This is a genomic window from Virgisporangium aliadipatigenens (assembly GCF_016863615.1).
GTDB lineage: Bacteria > Actinomycetota > Actinomycetes > Mycobacteriales > Micromonosporaceae > Virgisporangium > Virgisporangium aliadipatigenens.
The window spans coordinates 92,476-109,843 of record NZ_BOPF01000020.1 but is presented as its reverse complement, the minus strand read 5'-3'; the positions used below and the strand labels follow the sequence as shown (position 1 = coordinate 109,843).

Below are 17,368 nucleotides of genomic sequence, written 5' to 3'. Positions count from 1 at the left end.
ACGGGTCAGACCTCGAGCTGGCCCTTGTCGTTGCAGGCGTGCATCAGCGCGGCGCAGTTGAGGGTCAGCCAGTTCATCTTGGCTTCGTCCCAGGCCACGAAGATGTCGAAGTGCATCGAGGAGGGCAGGCCGGACGCGAGGCGCATGGCGTTCTTGGTGCCCTTGGTCGGGTACGACACCTCGAACGTGATCCGCGGGATCTGCACCGGGTGCGTCGCCGGGCAGCCGTTGCCGCCGCCGTTGGCCAGGTGATCCTTGTGGTTCGGGCTGTCCAGGTGCTTGCCGTCCCAGCAGTCCGGCAGCTTCGTCGTGAAGTGGTAGTCGGGGGTCTGGCAGACCGGCCACTGGTTGTCGTCGCTGCGTTCGAGGCCGGTGCCGGGGCCGACCGGGCACCAGAAGTTGCCGCCGGCGTTCGGGTTCTGCATGACCTGCTTGCTGGCGTCACCGAAGAGGATCCGCAGGCCGTTGGGCATCGGGTTGACGTCCTTCTGCCTACCCGCCTGCTCCGAACCGTAGTAGACGGTGACCTGCTTCGGGTACACCGGCTGGTTGTTCTCGAACAGGGTGGGCATCCAGTAGGACGAGAAGTCCCCCTCGGGCGTGCAGGTCGTCGCCTTGTTGGCCATCAGCGACTCGAACGTCGTGTTGGCGTTGGTCGACTTGTTCCCCAGGAAGCTGTGGTTGTGCGATCGGCCGGACTGGCCGAAGAAGACGATCGGGTCGTCGTTCGCCGCGTGGCTGAACTTGCACGACGCCTGGAACTCGCTGATGCTGCGGCCGGTCGCCGGCTTCTGCGCGGGCGTCTGCGCCTTGTAGGCGGCGAGTTGGGCGTTCCACTTGGCCTGGTCGACGTCGACCCACTGGCCGGGCGTCGGCGGGCCCATGCTCATCGTCGGCGACGGCGAACCGGGGCCGGCCGTGGCGCTCGGCGCGGGGCCGGCCGTGGCGGAGTGGCCGTGCGACGGCTCACCCGAGCCGGTCGAACCGGAGGCCGAGAAGGTCAGCCAGTTGATGTTCACGAAGTCGCCGCCCTGGTCGGACTTGGCCACCACGTAGATGTCCTGCTTGCCGCCGGGGGACGGCTGGGTGTCGGTCAGCGTCTTCCAGGACTGCCAACCGCCGGTGGCCGTGATCGGGAAGCGGGCGACGATCGGGCCGGTCTGCGACGCGAGGTGCACCTCGACGACGCCCGGCCGGTCCTTGTAGGCGGCCGCCACACGAATGGAGGTCGTGAGGTTGCCGAAGGCGCCGAGGTCGACCTGGGAGAACTTCATCCAGTCGCCGGGCGTGATCCAGCCGACGTTCTTGCCGCCGCCGGCGTCGGCGGTGCCCTCGGTCTGCACGCCGGACTGCTCGGTGAACGAGGAGGCGCGGATGGCGTTCGCCGGGATCGCCGGCTGCTCGGCGGCGTTCGCGAGCGTGAACGCCGAGATGGTGCCGGCCGCGGCGATCGCCGCCACGACGCCGCCGACGAGAAGTACCTTGCTGCGATGGCGCCTGACGAACCGTTTCACCGTCGATACTCCTGAAAACTCAGCATGGGGACATGAGCGGGACTCGGCCTCCCGCCCGGACGGTGAAACGGTAGGAAGCCGGACACTGTGAATCTTGAGTCCTTAGACCCAGCGGTACCGTCGTCATAGGCCCAATTTCCGGCCCCGTGCGCGGAAACTTTCGGTTCCGGCCCGCGTGGCCGGTGGGTCCGCGGCGCTCTCGGCAGCCACAGCGGCCTCAACGGAGTGCCCTGCACCATCTGACCGATCCGCCACACCGCTCGCCGGTGCGGGCTGCGCGATGGCGGCCGGGAGGCGCTGTCGGCCGGTCGGTCGTGCATGCCGACCGGCCGACCGATTCAGCCGGCCCGTCGCCGGCCGATAACCAGCGTGACCTGTTCCGTGCACGCTGGGGGATGTCCGGTGCGATCGCTGAAGCTCGCCGGGGTTGCGCTCGTTGTGGTGGTGACCGGTGGCGGTGGTGCCGTCGCCGCCTCCGCCGGTGCGCCCGCCGCCGTGGGCGTGGCCCGTTCCTCGTCCTCGAACGCCGCGCAGAAGGCCCCGCTCGCCGCACCGGACGGGCTCGGCGTGGTGCCGGGTGACGGTTCGGCGACGCTCACGTGGGCAGCGGTGGCGGGTGCGGTCAGCTATCGCGTGCAGCGCGACGGAAACCCGATCGCCACGGTTCTCGCGCCCGAGGCGGGTTATCTGGACACCGATGTGGCCAACGGGGTGGACGTGACGTACCGCGTCCTCGCCGTCGACGCGAGCGGCCGCATGTCGGCGCCCTCCGCCGAGGCCACCGTGCGGCCGCTGCCGCCGGCTCCGGGCGTTCCCACGAGGCCGAGGGCGACCGCGGGGGACAGCGAGGTGACCCTGACCTGGCCCGCGACGGCGCACGGGTATGTCGTCACCCGCGACGGCGAAGAGGTCGCGACGGTCACCACACCGGGCTGGACGGACGCCGCCGCCACCAACGGCACCACCTACGCGTACGCGGTGCGCGCCGTCGACCGCTTCGGGCAGCGCTCCGGGGCGTCCCCGAGCGTCACGGCGAAACCCGTGGCGCCCGCGCCGGTCACCCCGACCGGTCTCGTCGCCGTCGAGTCCTCCGGCAAGGTCGTCCTCTCCTGGAACGTCTCCGTGCGCGCGACCGCCTACACCGTCCTGCGCGACAACGTCGCGGTGTCCACAGTGGACAGCGAGTCCTATGTGGACACCGCCGTCAAGGCGGGGAGCACGCACACCTATCGGGTCCGGGCGCGCGGCGAGGCCGGGCTCACCTCCGCGCTGAGCGCGGCCGTCTCGGTGACGCTCGCCGCGCCGGCCGTCGAGGCGCCGGTGGCCGGCCCCACGCTCACGACGGTGAGCAACGGCGCGGGCGCCAAGCCGTTCATCTCCGCGAACGGCCGCTACGTGGCCTTCACCGCGTTCGGCACCGGCACCTCCGACGTCTACGTGTACGACCGCACCACGAAGAAACTGACGCGCGACGGCGAGGGTGGCGAGGCGGTCGGCATCTCCGCGGACGGCCGGTACGTCGCGTTCACCGTGGAGCGCGAACTGTACGTGCGCGACCGCCGGCTCGGCAGCACCGCTCCGGTGGGCGACGGCGGCGTGGTGACGGCGGCGATGTCGGCCGACGGCGAACATCTCGCCTACACGGCGGTCGCCGACGGCACGGTCGACGTGTTCGTGCACACGCTCGGCGTCTCGACCAGGCTGGCGACGACCGGCGTCCCGATCGCGTCCGCCGCCGCGTACGGCGTGGCGATCAGCGCCGACGGCCGCTATGTCGCGTTCGTGTCGGACGCCGCCGACCTGGTGGCCGGCGATACCAACGGGACCGCCGACGTCTTCGTGCACGACCGCGTCGCGGAGACGTTCGCGCGGGTGAGCGTCGCCACCGGTGGCGGGCAGGCCGCCGAGGGAGGCATGCACCGTCCGGGCATCTCGACGGACGGCCGCTACGTCAGCTTCAGTTCCACCTCGTCCGACCTGGTACCCGGCGACACGAACGGCCGCGCCGACGTGTTCGTGCACGACCGCACGCTGGGCGTGACGCTCCGCGTGGGAGCACCGTCCGATGTGGACGTTCGCGCCGAGGCGATGTCGGCCGACGGGCGGTACGTGACGTTCCGTTCGGTCACGCCGGGGCGGCCGGAGGAGATCTTCGTCTTCGACCGGGAGGCCGGCACGGCGCGCCTGCTCCACGCGGGCGCGGGGTCCTCGATCTCGGCGGACGGGCGGCACGTGGCGTTCCACGCCATGGGTGCCGACGCCCAGCAGGTGTACCTCCTGGAAGTCTGAAATCTGGCCTGTGGACAACGTTGATTCGACAGATGCCTGGCTGCCCGGTTGCGGTATTTCTCGACGATCCTGCTGGCGCGCTTGACGCATGAGGCCCACGGCCGCGGTGTGCCCGACCGGGCCGGGGTTGCCGCCACGGCCTCGCCGGCGCCGGACGTCAGACCGCTGCCGGCTCCGTGCCTGCATTACCGTCGCCCCGCACGGCGTGGGAGCGGAGGCTGTCGGTACGGTCCGCGGAGGCCGTCGGCGTCAACGTGGCGAGCATCGCCGGCGCGCGCAGTCGATTGCTCGGGTCAGCGGCCCGACGCATCACCGCTTCCGCGTCGGCACGGGTGGCCTCAGGCGGCACGACCAGAAGGTCGACCTGGACGCCCTGTTCGGTGGTGGCGATCAGAACGCCCGGATCGACGCTGACGAACCAGCCCATCCGCACCACTGCGGAATCCACCGCGAGGCGTCGGAAGCCGGCGTTCCAGCTGCCGTCATGGAGCATCACCTGTCGGATCTGTCCGTAGCGGGCGGAGAGTGCGAGGACGAGACCGGGCAACTCCTCGGCGGGAGACCAGGAATACGGCCACCAACCACCGTCGAAGATGGTGTGGCTCGCCCGCACCTCCGCGAGAAGCAGGCGTGGCGACGTCGGCGGTCCGGATGGGACGACAGTGGCACGTTCGGCTCTGGTGAGCATGATGAACCGTCCTGACCTGCTGCACGGCAGGCGACGTCTGGAAGAAAGGGATCGGCCTCGGCCGGTAGGAGCGTCCGCCGTCGGCGGACTGTCAGGACCCGGGGTCTCGAACGACATCGTCAGCCTACGCCTGTTCCCGGGATATCTACGACCGTCCGCCTTGGCCCGCGTCGTCAGCCCGACGCGGCCTGTCCTTTCCGACGGCACCGACCTAACTGTTCACGACGCCGACCGCCTCGCGGCCGTCGCCGCACGGCTGAACAACCGACCACGGAAGCGACTCGGGCCGGCAGACACCGACATAATCATCGCTGACCTCAAAGCAACAGTCACCTGACCGCTCGTTGCGGCGACCGCTGGAAGCCGCCGCCTTGCGTTCCGCCCGCCGGGACGTGCCGGCGGCGTCTGGCCTGTAGGCGATTCGTTCAGCGGTGGTCGCCGTTCGGACCCGGACGCGGGACGGTCGTCAACCGCAGACATCCGGGCAGTTCCTCGATCTCGAAGCGTTCACCGTTTCCGTTGTCGGGCAACATGGCATCGTAGAGTTCGCCGTTGCTGATCTCGATCGTGCCGCCTGCGCGTTCGATCAGCACGATCAGCACTGCGCGCACATTCACATCACTGAGATACCGCACGCCATACCGTCCAGGTCAGTTGATCGCGGTGCCGGGCGGTACATCCATATGCCGTCCGCGGCAGATGCTGCCTTCGATCTGGCCTCGTACGCCGCTCCCGGGGTGATCCAAGGTCTTCACGTCGTCGTGGCCGGCGCACGCCGCAGCCGCCTGTTCGGCGGTGCGCCGGCCCGACGACACGCTAGTGGTCGCCGTCGTCCGGGCCGGACGGGGTCAGGACCGGCACGGGCTCGGCGGCAGGTTGACGGCTGGTCGCCTTCTGCCGGGCCTTGTCTCCGGCGTGCCGGGCGGCCTCGGCGGCGGTGTGCGCAGCCTCGCCGGCTCGGTGGGCGAGGTTCGTGACGGCGGTGCGGGCTCTGGCCGGCACCGGCGGGGATGTGTCGTCCGGGTGGTGCGTCTCGGCCGGGTCGGCGCGGTGCGGACGCCGGGTCAGCGCCGCCGTGGTGACCGCGCCGATGACCACCCCGGCGGCCAAGCCGGCGGCGACCCAACGCCACGAAGCGGCCGCCGGCGCGCCGCGCCCGGCGAGCCGGGCCAGCGGTCCCCGCGCCACGTAGGTGTCCCCGACGTGTCCGGCTTCCTGGGCGGCGGTCAACAGGTGTTCCCACGCGGTGGCCAGTTCGGCGCGGACGCGCCGGGAGCGGTCAGCGGGAGTTCGGCGGAAGAGGCTGGTCACGATGTTGCCTCCGGTCGCCGCTGTCCGCCCCGCGGGGTGAACTCTGCCTGGCGCGGTATGACGACCGCTGCCGTTGGCTGTGTCAGCCGCGCGGCGGACCGGCCGCTTGTCGGCCGCCATGGGAGGGTGGCGTTGGATGTCAGGTCCGGTCCGGTGGGATCCGCACGGCGTTGCGTCGCGGTCATGCCCACCACCGCCTCTCAAAAGTTGGCTAGAACCACGGCGAGCAAGCCGCGGGGATCGGTGTCAGTCGTTGAGCATGAGGAGGCCGTCGAACCCGCGATACGGCATCTGGTGTGCCTGCGGCAAGGGAGAGCGTCGATCGGAAGGGCGGGTGACAGCCAAAGCGTCCGCGAGCGGCGGACTCGGCCCCCCGGCAATCCGGAGCGACGCCGTCAGCCTACGCCGTTCGCCGCATCGTGCGGGCGATGTGCAGCCTGCCAAGATGGGCCGGTCCGTGCTGCCCGCCCGCCCTCACGGCGCAGGGAAGGTCGGGTGCGGCGTCCGGGCACTGCGGGATCGGCTCGACCGGTCGATACGGCCTGCGCTCGGCCGGATCGTAGTCGGGCGGGCCGTCCCTTCCAGTGGGTGCGGCCGTCACTACGGGCAACCACCGGCGGGTGCGCCGGGTCGGACGGAGGCCCGGCCGGCTCAGCCACGGGGGAGTGGCGGGGTCAGGCGCGGGGTGCGGCGGTGCTGTCGCGGACGAGCAGTTCGGTGGCGAGTTCGACGCGGGTCAGGTCGATCCGCTCGCCCTGGGCCAGCCGCAGCACGGTCTGTGCCGCCAGGCTGCCCATCTCGGTGAGCGGCTGCCGCACGGTCGTCAGCGGCGGCGAGGCCCATTGCGCGCCGGGCAGGTCGTCGAAACCCACCACGCTCACGTCCTCCGGGATCCGCAGCCCGGCCCGGCGCACGGCCTCGTACGCCCCGAACGCCATCTGATCGCTCGCCGCGAAGAGCGCCGTGGGCGGTAGATCGCGGGCCAGCAGTCCCGTGGCGGCCGTGAACCCGGACTCGTGGTAGAAGTCCCCCTGGGCGACGAGGCGTTCGTCGAAGCTGAGCCCGGCCGCCTCCAACCCCGCGCGGTACCCGTCCAGCCGCGCACGGCTGCACAGGAGCCGCTTCGGCCCCGCGATGAACCCGATCCGCCGGTGCCCGAGCGCGAGCAGATGTTCGGTGGCGCTGAGGCCGCCGGCCCAGTTGGTGGCGCCGATGGTGGGCACGTCGGCGGCGGGTGAGCCGGACGGGTCCACGGTCACCATCGGAATGTGCAGGCGGCGCAGCTCCGCGTGCTCCTGCGGCGCGAGGTCGGAGGTCACGAAGATGACGCCGTCGCTCGCCCGGGCGCGCAGGTTCTGCAGCCACTGCCGGGTCGAACTGCTCCGGGCGTGGATCGCCGAGACGACCGTGCCGAAGCCGGCGGCGTGCGCCGTCTGCTCCACCCCGCGGATGATCTCCACCGCCCACGGGCTGTCGAGGTCGGGGAAGACCAGGTCGATGAGGCCGTTGCCGGTGCGCGAACGGCCGGGGCGCCGCTGGTAGCCGTGCTCGCGCAGCAGTTCCTCGACGCGCTGGCGGGTCTCCGGGGACACGTCGGAGCGACCGTTGAGCACGCGGGACACCGTGGGCACCGACACCCCGGCGCGCTCCGCGATGGCGGTGATGGTGACCCGGCGACCCGTATCAGATCCCGGGCGTTGAACGCCTGCGCCCAACGCGCCTCTCCCATCGGGTGGCCGAAACTTTTCGGAAGAATACGACCGGCACCACAACGGGTCAAGCGCCGTCAATCTCTCCGATGCCGTGAAAATTTCCGGAACGACCTGCGGTGCTGCGCTGATGTACCGCCGTCGATTGATTTCGCGGTGAACCCGGCTGAATACTCCGCGGGTCCCCACCCCCCACGGACGGAAATCTGCTCATGAAACGAGAACGGTCATGAAACGATCGCTCGCGACGGCCGCCGCCGCGGCCCTCCTCACGATGACGGCAACGGTGGCGGCCCTGACAGTGGCGCCACCCGCGCGGGCGGCCGCACTGGTCGAGGTCACGAACTTCGGCACCAACCCCAGCAACCTGCGCATGCACCTGTACGTGCCGGACCGGCTCGCCGCCCGCCCGGCCGTGCTGCTGGCGGTGCACTACTGCACGGGTACCGGCCCGGCGTTCTACTCCGGTACGCGCTTCGCGGCCCTGGCCGACCAGTACGGGTTCATCGTCATCTACCCGTCCGCGACCCGGTCGGGGCAGTGCTTCGACGTCTCCTCGCCGCAGGCGTTGCGACACGACGGCGGCAGCGATCCGGTCGGCCTCGTGTCGATGGTGCGCTACGTCCAGCAACGCTACTCGACCGACACGAGCCGCACGTTCGTCACCGGTGCCTCCTCCGGCGCCATGATGACGAACGTCCTCCTCGGCGACTACCCGGACGTGTTCCGCGCCGGGGCCGCCTTCGCGGGGGTGCCGTTCGGCTGCTTCGCCACGACCGACGGTTCGAGCTGGAACAGCCAGTGCGCGCAGGGCCAGATCGACCGGACCCCGCAGGCCTGGGGGGACCTGGTGCGGGGCGCCTATCCCGGCTACAGCGGCAGCCGGCCGCGGATGCAGGTGTGGCACGGCGTCAACGACGACACCCTGCGCTACCCCAACTTCAACGAGGAGATCGACCAGTGGACGAACGTTCTCGGCGTGAGCCGGACGCCCGTCCTCACCGACACGCCGCGCGCCAACTGGACCCGCACCCGCTACGGCACCAACACCGTGCAGGCGCCGGTGGAGGCGATCAGCGTCGCGAACACCGGGCACAACCTGCCGCAGGACGGCATGGCGGAGGCGGCGATCGCGTTCTTCGGCCTGGACCAGAACGCCACACCCGGCCCGTCCTCGCCCGCGCCGTCGTCGCCGCGCCCGTCGAGCCCCGCTCCGTCGAGCGCCGGCCCCTCGTCTCCCGGGCCGTCCTCGCCCGCACCTGTCGGCGGCTGCCGGATCACCTACACCGTGCAGAGCTGGAACACCGGCCTGACCGCCTCGGTCACGGTCGCCAACACCGGCACGACGCCGATCAACGGCTGGTCGCTGGCGTTCACGCTGCCGGCCGGTCAGCGCATCTCGTACAGCTGGAGCACGACGATCACCGGCACGAGCGGCGCCGTCACGGCGGCGAACGCCAGCTACAACGGCACGATCCCGCCCAACAGCTCGACGAGCTTCGGGTTCCAGGCGACGCACACCGGTGACACCGGCAGGCCGACGGCGTTCACCCTCAACGGAAACGCCTGCGCCGTGGCATAGGGCATTGGGAAAGGACAACCGCCTATTTGCTTCATTGCCACGGTCCGCCGGACTGCTACCGCTGCTCCCGCGGCGGACCGCTCCGCTGCCAGGTCCGCGTGCGGTACCTGGCGGGCCCGGCGCAAGGGTCGGCCCGGCGAAGTGGTTGGCCCGGCACAAGTGATGGCCCGGCGGCCGGAAGGAAACGGCCGCCGGGCGTCGCGGCACGATGACCCGCCAGAACGTCCGGGACGCTCCCACCCCGGGTGGTTACGCTGCCGGCGGTCAGCAGCGCCGTAAGCACGAACGCGAACCAGAACGGCGCCGTCACGTCGAAGCGGCCCGCCAGCGCGCCGCCGATCGGGGCGCCCACGACCAGTCCGGTGAAGATACAGATGGTGCTGACGCTGCCGACCCGCCCCTGCGGGTGGGTCGGGACGGCCCGCTGCCGCACCGTGACGGCGGTCGTCGCCCGGACGAACTCGTGCACGCCGAAGACGAACACGATCGCCCCGGCGACCCAGGGCGAGGCGATGAGCGCCGACGGCGTCCAGGCCGAGGCGTCGCGTGGCGTGGCGCACGAGCACCGACCAGGCCGCGCCGAACCCGAAGTTGAACACGAGGATCGTCAGCGCCGGCGTGCGCACCGCCGGGTGGCGGACCGTCCAGCGCACGCCCTCGATGACGTCGCGCTGCATGCCGCGCCGTTCGACCGGCTCGACCGGGGGCAGCGCGATGCGCGACACGAGCAGCACCGCCGCGCAGACGAGCACCGCCTCGGTCAGGAACGGCCACGCCCGCCCGGCCGCGAACAGCACCGCGCCGATCGCCGGCCCGGCGAGGCGGTCGAGCGTGACGACGCCGGCCTGGATGCGGGAGTTCGCGGCGGCGAGGTCGTCCCGGCGCACCAGCATCGGCGCGAGGGTGCCCGTGGTGTTGTCGGCGAAGACCTCGGCCGTCCCGAGCAGGCCCAGCGCCAGCAGCACCAGCCCGTTCGACTCGGTGCCGGTGAGCAGCGCCGCGACGAGGCCGACGAGGACCACGGCGCGGACGGCGTTCGCGGCGAGGACGATGCGCCTGCGGTCGAGGCGGTCCGAGAGGGCACCCGCGTACAGGCCGAGGACCAGCGGTGGCGCCCAGCGCAGCAGCGCGGCCGTCGACACCACGAACGGGTCCGCCGTCAGCGAGGCGACGAGCAGCGGACCTGCCGCCCCGGCGATGCTAGCCGTCGGTGTTCGGCGTGTGGCCCGGGACAGGTTGTGCCGAATTCTTTTTCATTTTTCTCACGGACCGCCGAAACGGACTCGCTTGATCGTATAAACATTCGCGCAAACGGATGATCTACGACCCGCTGCCGGCCCGTTATGAGACATGATGGCCATGAGCCGACGCGAGGGGTAGGGATGCAAACACCGACACGCGCCCGCACCGGCAGGGCAATAGCCTGGGCCAGTTCGACCTTCGGCCGCAGCGACCTGATGCTGTTCGGCACGGTCGCCGTGTTGACCGCCATTTATCGCCAGCATTTCCTGCCCGGCCTGGTGACTGTGATCCTCTATTTCCTCTGGATACTCGTGCGGGACAGCGTGTGGCCCGGGCGGCGCGGCATCGCTCACCTGGTGGACTGGTACAGCGCCTCCGCGGGAGTGCGGCCGCGAGATTACCTGGTCCCGCGTGAGCTCCCGCCCGTTCTGCCGAAGCTCGTCGGCCGGGAACAAGAGGTCGACCTGATCTCGGCTCATTTACGCCGCGCCGGTGCCGGCGGCCCGCGACTCGTTCTCATCGAAGGCGAGCCCGGTATCGGCAAGACGTCATTGGCGATTCAGACGGGACACGCCGTCGCCGAACACTTTCCCGACGGCCAGCTTTTCGTCCAGGTGAAGGTCCCTCGTTCGGAGTTTACCCGCGAAGGCGCGGCGAAAGCCCGGCACGCGGTTGTCGGAAGGATCGTGTCGGCTTTGCGCGGCCCGGGGGAAAACGTCGCCGACGCGCCGGACGACCGGCTCCGTCAGTACCGGCACATGGTGCGACTCCGGCCCCGCGTGCTCATCATTTTCGACGCGGTGAATCATCCGGACGTGCTGCCGTCGATCGTTCCGCAGGGCGGCTCCTGGGGCGCGATCGTGACCACCCAATTGCGCGGCCTCTCCGACCGGCTCCCCAAGGCGTACCGGGTCCGGTTGGAAGGGCTGGACAGCGCGGCGTCGGTCCGACTGCTCCGCGGCGCGGTCGGGGACCAGCGGGTGGCGAGCGAGGACGCGCAGATTCGGCAGATCGTCGGCGCGGCCGCCGGAAAGCCGATCCCGCTGCAGGCGATCGCCACCTCGCTGGCCGCGCGGCCGCACCTGCGCCTGTCCGACCTCATCGAGCAGGCGAAGGAGAGCGGGCCGTCGGGCACCCCGTCACCGGGGAGCCTGGACCTGAGCTACGCCCTCCTGACCGACGAGGAGCAGCGGGCGTTCCGCCGGCTGGCGCTGCTCGACGAACGCCATTTCACCGGTTGGATGCTCGCGGCGCTCCTCGACGCGGAGGACGAGTCGCACGCCATCCGGATCGCGCACCGGCTGCTCAACGCCGATCTCATCGAGCGTTCATGGAACGACGCCGGCGGCGCACCGCGCTTCGCGCTGTCGAGCACCGTCCATGACCATGTGCGGGCCCGTTTCGGCACCGCCCTGTCGGACAAGGAACGCCGGCGCCTGCTCGACCGGCTGGAGAGGGCGAAGGCCGGCCGGCAGAAGCAGCGGACCGTGCCGGGCCTGCGGGAGAAGGTGTACGCGCCGCTCATCGAGGGTCGGCTGACGACTGCGTTGCACGGAGCTCGACAGGCCGTCGCGCTGGCGAAGGAACAGGGCGAGTCGCTGGGGGAGAGCCGGGCGTTGGCGGCGTTCGCCTACGTGTGCGGCGAACTCGGCAGTTTCGACCTGGCCCGCGAGACCGCGTTGGCGGCCATCGCCAAGGGTGCGCGTCGAGGCAGAGGCACGGTGCGGGCGTTGCGCACGCTCGGCCGGATGGAACGCCGGACGCGACGGTTCACACCGGCGGAGAAGCTGCTGCGCGACGCGCTGGACCGGGCAACGGAGCGGGACACCGCGGAAACGGTGCGGCTGCGCCTGGAACTGTGCGTCGTGCAGGCGCTCGCGGGTTCCCCCAGAGAAGCTCTCGCCACGTCGGACGAGGCGGCCCGGCTCTGCGGCGACGGCACCGAGATGGACCGGAGGCATCGGCCCGGCCTGCTCTGGGCACGCAGCATCGCCCTGGAGGCCGACAACCGGTTGGAGGCGGCCCGTGCGGCGGCGACCGACGCGTGGTACGGCGCCGACGCGCTGGGCCAGCGCCTGTGGATGGCGTGGCTCTGGCACCGCCGCGCGGAGATCGAGCTCGCCGCCGGCAACCGGGAGACCGCACTCGGTTTCGGCTTCCGCGCGATCGGTCTCTTCGGCGAGATGGAACATCGGTACGGCAAGGCGCACGGTCGGCTCCTCCTCGGCCGGTGTCACCTCTGCGCCGGCCGCTCGGACGAGGCGTCGCGGGTGCTCGAGGAGGCAGCGGTCGACTTCGTCAACTGCAGTGACCGATGGGCGCGCAACGAGGCGCTGCGCCTGCTCGCAGCCGCGCGTGCGGCGACGGATCCGTCATCCTGTCCACCGCGGGAGCAGTCCGATGCGGTGTCGGGCTTACCGACCGATCGGCCGTGACCGGTGCGACGCACGATCCGACCGTTCGCGGCGGTTCTCGCCGTTGCCGCAGCGGCCCTGACCCTGACGGTATGGCCGGACGACTGGTCGGCCCAGGCCCGTTTCCTCGTTCTCGGCGGGTCGATGCTGGTGCTCGTGGTCCTGTTCGACGTGTGGCGGCGCCCGCGACGACCCCCGTGGGTGGGCGTCGGCGTTCCAGCCGGTCCGGCGGCCGGGAGCGTCGACGGAGGCTGGGAGTCGGGGACGGTGGTGACGGCGGGATCGCCGGACCCGCAATGGCCGGAGGAGCCGGTCGGTGAGGTGGACGTCTCCTCGGCGACGTTCTGCGGCCGTGGGGAGAACGTCGCCGAGATCCTCGGTGCGTACCGGATCGCGCGGGAACGGCGGGCCGACCACCGTCGCCGGGGCGAGGCCGGACCCGTCTCCGACGACACCGTCGGTCGTCCGGTGGTGATCGCGATTCACGGGAAGCCCGGTGTCGGCAAGAGCGTGCTCGCCAAGGAACTGGCCCGGCGGCTGGAGAACGACCATCCGGACGGGAGCCACCACGCCAACTTCGGCAACGCCGGCGATCCGCTGGCGGCAGCTGAGATAATCGTCAATCTGCTGCGCCAACTCGACTGGCACGAGAAGCTGAGTCAGGATCCCGCGGACAACCTGCGTACGTTCCGCACCCTGACGGCCCAACGGCGAGCACTGTTCATCTTCGACGCCGCGCGGGACCACCAACAGGTGCTCAACGCGCTGCCCGCCGGGTCCGGCTGCACGGTGATCGTCACCAGCCGGCTCGACCTGCAGGCCGGCCTGCGAACGCCGTCCTGGCGGCTCGACGAACCGGCCATGGACGACGCCCTCGACATGTTCCACACGCTCGCCGAGACAAGTCCGTACCGGGATCCGGTCTGCACCGCCACGATCGTGGAGTCGTGCGGTCGGCTGCCGCTCGCGATCCGTTCCGCCGCCGAACGGATGCTGCACGAGCGGGCGGCGCCGTGCAGCATCGCCAAATCGCTGGATCCGCCGGAGACCCGGCTGGAACGGCTCACCCATCGCGACCGCAGCCCGGAACGGGTGTTCGAGACGCAGTACCGGCACCTTGAGGGCGACGAGCAGAAGGCCTTCCACCTTCTGGCGCTCGTCCCGTCGCCGACGTTCCTCCCGTGGGTGCTCGCTCCGCTGCTGTTCGACACCCGGGTCGGGCGCGCGGAGTCGATCGCCACCCGACTCGCGGAGCTTCAACTGCTCGAGGTCGACGACCGGCGCTGGGCCGACCGTCCGCGCTACCGGATGCATCCGCTCGTGCGGCTGTTCGCGGAACGCAAGGCCGGCGACGACCGCCCGGCCAGATACGCGCAGGAACTGAGCAGGCTCTGGGAGGCGTATCTCTGGATCGTCGGCGCGGTCGTCAAGGAGATCGACCGGACGCTGCCCGAGAGCGCGCTTCCGCAGGCGCCGATCCGGCACGAGATCGGGCTCCGGGTGGCGGCGGACATCGCGCAGTCCCGCCAGCGGCTCAGGTGGGTCCGTGCCGAGCACCGCACGTTGGTCGGCTGCGTCGAGGAACTGCACCGGGCCAGGAACTGGCCGCTCTGCTGGCGCGTCGCGTCCTGGCTGGGGGAGTGTTACCCGCACGACGGCGACCTGGAGCGCGACCTGAACGCCGTCGCCCTCGGCATTCAGGCCGCCGACAACGACAACAACCGCATCGGCCGGATCGACGTGCGACGCGCCATGGGCAGCCTGCTGATCCGGGCGGAACGATACGTCCCCGCCGGAAAGCACCTCATGGAGGCCCTGGAACAGGCGCGGGCCCATCCGGGGCTCTTGACCCGCCTGCGGGAAGGCCTGATCCAGCTGAAGCTCGCGGAGGCGTACGTCCAGCAGGAAGCGCCGTGCGAGGTCACGCCGCGCCTTCGCGCCGCCCGACAGATCTTCGGTGAGCTGGGCAGAACGAACGAACTCCAGCTCGTGCGCATCATCGACGACATCAACAACCAGGTCTCCTCCGGCGCCGAATTCGATCCGGACGGGCACGCCGACGACCAACTCGGCTTCTGGTCAGCCGTCGCTCAGGCCGAGGAACGGCGCAGGCGCGAGCAGTGGCGCGAGGCCGCCGACTCGTTGCGCGGTGCGGTCCGGCGCAGCGAGGGAGACATCTCCCGGGAGGCGTTCATTCTGTACCGCCTGGCTTGCCTGCATCTCGAACAGCTGAACGTCGTCGAGGACGGCGACGGGAGCGTCGTGAGGGCCGCGGTACGCCGTGCCGCGGAGGCGCGGATGCTCTACCGACGGATGGGGAACCGCCCCGGCGAACTGCGCGCCCGGTGCGTCCTGGCAAGGGCCCTGGTCGCGGCCGGTGAGCCGGTACCGGCCGAGGAACACATCAAATACGTCGCGGACCATCTGCCGGAGCTGGTGGGCGAGGCACCGTCCGCGTCCGGTCCGATCGAGGCCCGGCTGGCCTGGGCGCGTGGCGACCTGTTGCGCGCACGGGGTGGCAGACAGGACGATGCCCGCTCGGCCCTGCTCTCCGCCTCGACGAAGTTCGAGGACCTCGACGACATTCAGTCCCAGAACGCCGTGCGGCATGCGATCAACGCGATGGACGACCCGGGCGTCGACCGGCCGAGCACTGCGCTTCCCCGACAGCGCGCCGATACCACGAACAGCGCATACGCCGCAACGGCGGCCGGCACAGACGCCGCGAGTGTGGTGACGCTGTTGCGGAAGACACGCGACAGTACATTGCCGCCATCGGGGTGGCGGGTGATCCTCGCCGCACTGGACATCGTCGGTCCATCACCCGGGCCGGACGAATTCGGCGAGCTGCGCGCAGTGATCACGTCGCTGTCCACAGAGGACGATCCGGTTTGGAAGAGGCGGATCGGTGGCAGCCCGGGAACGGTCCCGCCGGCCGGACGCAACCGGTTCGACGAACTGATCGCGCGACTGGCCGCCGCAGAACATCCGTCGCCCGGCGGTCCGCAGCGGGAGGAGCATTGAAGCTGAGGTCCACGGACTTCATCGGGCACGTATTCGCGCAGGACACACCCGCCGGTCATCTTCTCGTGCGGAAGATCTGGACGCGGTGCTGTTCGGTCATGCGGCTGTGGTACCCGATGAGCGGCGTCGCGATCGAACGCGAGATGCCGGCCGAGCACCGGCCTGCCGCGGCGTCCGGCGAGATCTGCGCTGCGGAGTCCCTGAAGATGGGCGTTCAGGCCATCGTGCGCCGTCACGAGGGAAGCCTGCTGCTGTCGCTCATCTCCGACACCGACGCGACGGACTCCACGGATTCGGGTTCCGGTCCGTGGGCCGCCGTCGACGACAGGTGGACACGCATCGTCGGGGTCGACGCCGACGACCTCATGGGCGAGGCACGCGCGTATCTCACCCAGATCGAGGATCCGGTCGACTCGCTGGCGACCGCTGCCCGCGAACTGGCGCCACTCGTGCCGGGCACCGCGAACGGGTTCGACGCCCAGGCCGGTCGGAAAAATCTCGACGAGGCCGGGGGCGGCGGCAACGTGTTCATGTGCGAGACCGGTCCGGCCGGTGCGGCGGCGTCAGCACGCCGCTTGCTGCTCCTCGGCCGGCCCGTCGACGCGGCGGAGCTGCTCTCGTTCGCCTGGGGCGACGGGACCGGCATGCCGCCGCTCACGCGCTACCTGTGGCGCGCCGCCACGATCCGCGCCGAGCATCGCCGGTTCGACGCGTCCGTCACGGGGCCGGGATCCGTCACCGGTAACCGCGGGCTGCGCAAGGATCGCCGGCGGGTCGAGGGTGCGGCCCGGGACATCCGTACCGCCGTCCTGCCGCTCGTCGCACCGCTCGACACCCCTGGTGACCTGGTCTCGGCCGACCTGCACACCGCGGATGAGCTCATCGCCGCCATGGACCGCCGAGCGGTGGACCTCGAACTGAGGGACGCCGCGAACGCGCGGGACGCCGCATCGGAGACCGCCGCGTCGACCGATCGTCACGTCGTGGTGATCTGCGGTTCGTACGGCCGGGTCCGCGATGACATGCACGGCTTCCTGCGCGCGCTGCAACTGCGTCCGATCGAGGCCGTCACGTCGGTCGTGGACGGGCCGGTGCTGTCGGCGCAGAGCGTCGACCTGCTGAGGGAGTGCTTCGCTCAGGCGCGCGCGATCGTCGTGGTGCTGGCTCCGGAGGACGTGGTCGTCCTGCGGGAGGGTGTGCGGGACGAGAAGGACGCGGATGCCGCCCGTCCGGCGTATCAAGCGTCGCCCAATGTGCTGTTCTGTTTGGGCGTCGCGTTGACGGCGAGCCCGGAGAAGACCATCGTGGTGCGGATCGGCCGTTCGCGACCGGTCCTCGCGGACGGGGCCTCCAACATCGTCCGGCTCGACGGCAAACCGCCGTCGTTGCACCGGCTGGCCCGGCTGCTCGGCTCGTTGGGCTGCGCCACCGACGAGACCGACAGCGATTGGCTGCGCTCGGAGCGGTTCGCCGACGTGCTCGACCTGTCGGAGCCGGCATGAGGGATGAACCGAACGGCCGCAGGGTGCGGACGGATTGTGCGACCGACTTCGTCCGGGTGGCTGTCCACTGAGGAGGGTCGGTATTCATCATGT

General features: G+C 70.9%; 10 protein-coding genes and 1 pseudogene. 5 read left to right on the top strand and 6 right to left on the bottom strand.

Going from position 1 to position 17,368, the window contains the following annotated elements:
* Positions 1-5: 5 nt before the first annotated feature.
* Complete coding sequence (locus Val02_RS26075; RefSeq protein ID WP_203901843.1) at positions 6-1,514, bottom strand: DUF1996 domain-containing protein; 1,509 nt, start codon at positions 1,512-1,514, stop codon at positions 6-8.
* 402 nt (positions 1,515-1,916) lie between these two features.
* On the opposite strand from Val02_RS26075, the gene Val02_RS26070 reads away from it, so the two are divergent.
* The gene (locus tag Val02_RS26070; RefSeq protein ID WP_203901842.1) at positions 1,917-3,803 is read left to right on the top strand and encodes a PD40 domain-containing protein; all 1,887 of its coding nucleotides are present in this window, start codon (positions 1,917-1,919) and stop codon (positions 3,801-3,803) included.
* Positions 3,804-3,960: 157 nt separating this feature from the next.
* Here Val02_RS26070 and Val02_RS26065 read toward each other — a convergent pair whose 3' ends face one another.
* The 4 genes from Val02_RS26065 to Val02_RS26050 form a co-directional block, all read right to left on the bottom strand.
* The gene (locus Val02_RS26065) at positions 3,961-4,491 is read right to left on the bottom strand and encodes a DUF5994 family protein (RefSeq protein ID WP_203901841.1); all 531 of its coding nucleotides are present in this window, start codon (positions 4,489-4,491) and stop codon (positions 3,961-3,963) included.
* A 425-nt stretch (positions 4,492-4,916) separates the two neighbouring features.
* Entirely contained in the window at positions 4,917-5,093 is a 177-nt protein-coding gene (locus tag Val02_RS26060; RefSeq protein WP_203901840.1) for a hypothetical protein, read from the bottom strand.
* A gap of 214 nt (positions 5,094-5,307) precedes the next feature.
* Positions 5,308-5,802: a hypothetical protein gene (locus Val02_RS26055; RefSeq protein WP_203901839.1), complete on the bottom strand. Its 495-nt coding sequence runs from the start codon at positions 5,800-5,802 to the stop codon at positions 5,308-5,310.
* 674 nt (positions 5,803-6,476) lie between these two features.
* Positions 6,477-7,517, bottom strand: coding sequence for a LacI family DNA-binding transcriptional regulator (locus tag Val02_RS26050; RefSeq protein ID WP_203901838.1), 1,041 nt, complete (start codon positions 7,515-7,517; stop codon positions 6,477-6,479).
* Between the two features lie 223 nt (positions 7,518-7,740).
* On the opposite strand from Val02_RS26050, the gene Val02_RS26045 reads away from it, so the two are divergent.
* The gene (locus Val02_RS26045) at positions 7,741-9,093 is read left to right on the top strand and encodes an extracellular catalytic domain type 1 short-chain-length polyhydroxyalkanoate depolymerase (protein ID WP_203901837.1); all 1,353 of its coding nucleotides are present in this window, start codon (positions 7,741-7,743) and stop codon (positions 9,091-9,093) included.
* A gap of 265 nt (positions 9,094-9,358) precedes the next feature.
* Here the strand turns inward: Val02_RS26045 and Val02_RS26040 are convergent.
* Positions 9,359-10,292: pseudogene (locus Val02_RS26040) on the bottom strand (MFS transporter); the annotation flags it as partial.
* Between the two features lie 183 nt (positions 10,293-10,475).
* On the opposite strand from Val02_RS26040, the gene Val02_RS26035 reads away from it, so the two are divergent.
* From Val02_RS26035 to Val02_RS26025, 3 genes are read left to right on the top strand one after another with little or no spacing between them, the layout of a single operon-like run.
* Positions 10,476-12,770, top strand: coding sequence for an ATP-binding protein (locus tag Val02_RS26035; RefSeq protein ID WP_203901836.1), 2,295 nt, complete (start codon positions 10,476-10,478; stop codon positions 12,768-12,770).
* Between the two features lie 3 nt (positions 12,771-12,773).
* A complete protein-coding gene (locus tag Val02_RS26030) occupies positions 12,774-15,773 on the top strand; it encodes an NB-ARC domain-containing protein (protein ID WP_203901835.1) in 3,000 nt (999 codons plus the stop codon).
* On the top strand, positions 15,770-17,275 hold the full coding sequence (locus Val02_RS26025) for a CATRA conflict system CASPASE/TPR repeat-associated protein (RefSeq protein ID WP_275415611.1): 1,506 nt from the start codon (positions 15,770-15,772) through the stop codon (positions 17,273-17,275). The genes Val02_RS26030 and Val02_RS26025 overlap by 4 nt, the downstream gene beginning before the upstream one ends.
* Positions 17,276-17,368 lie beyond the last annotated feature (93 nt).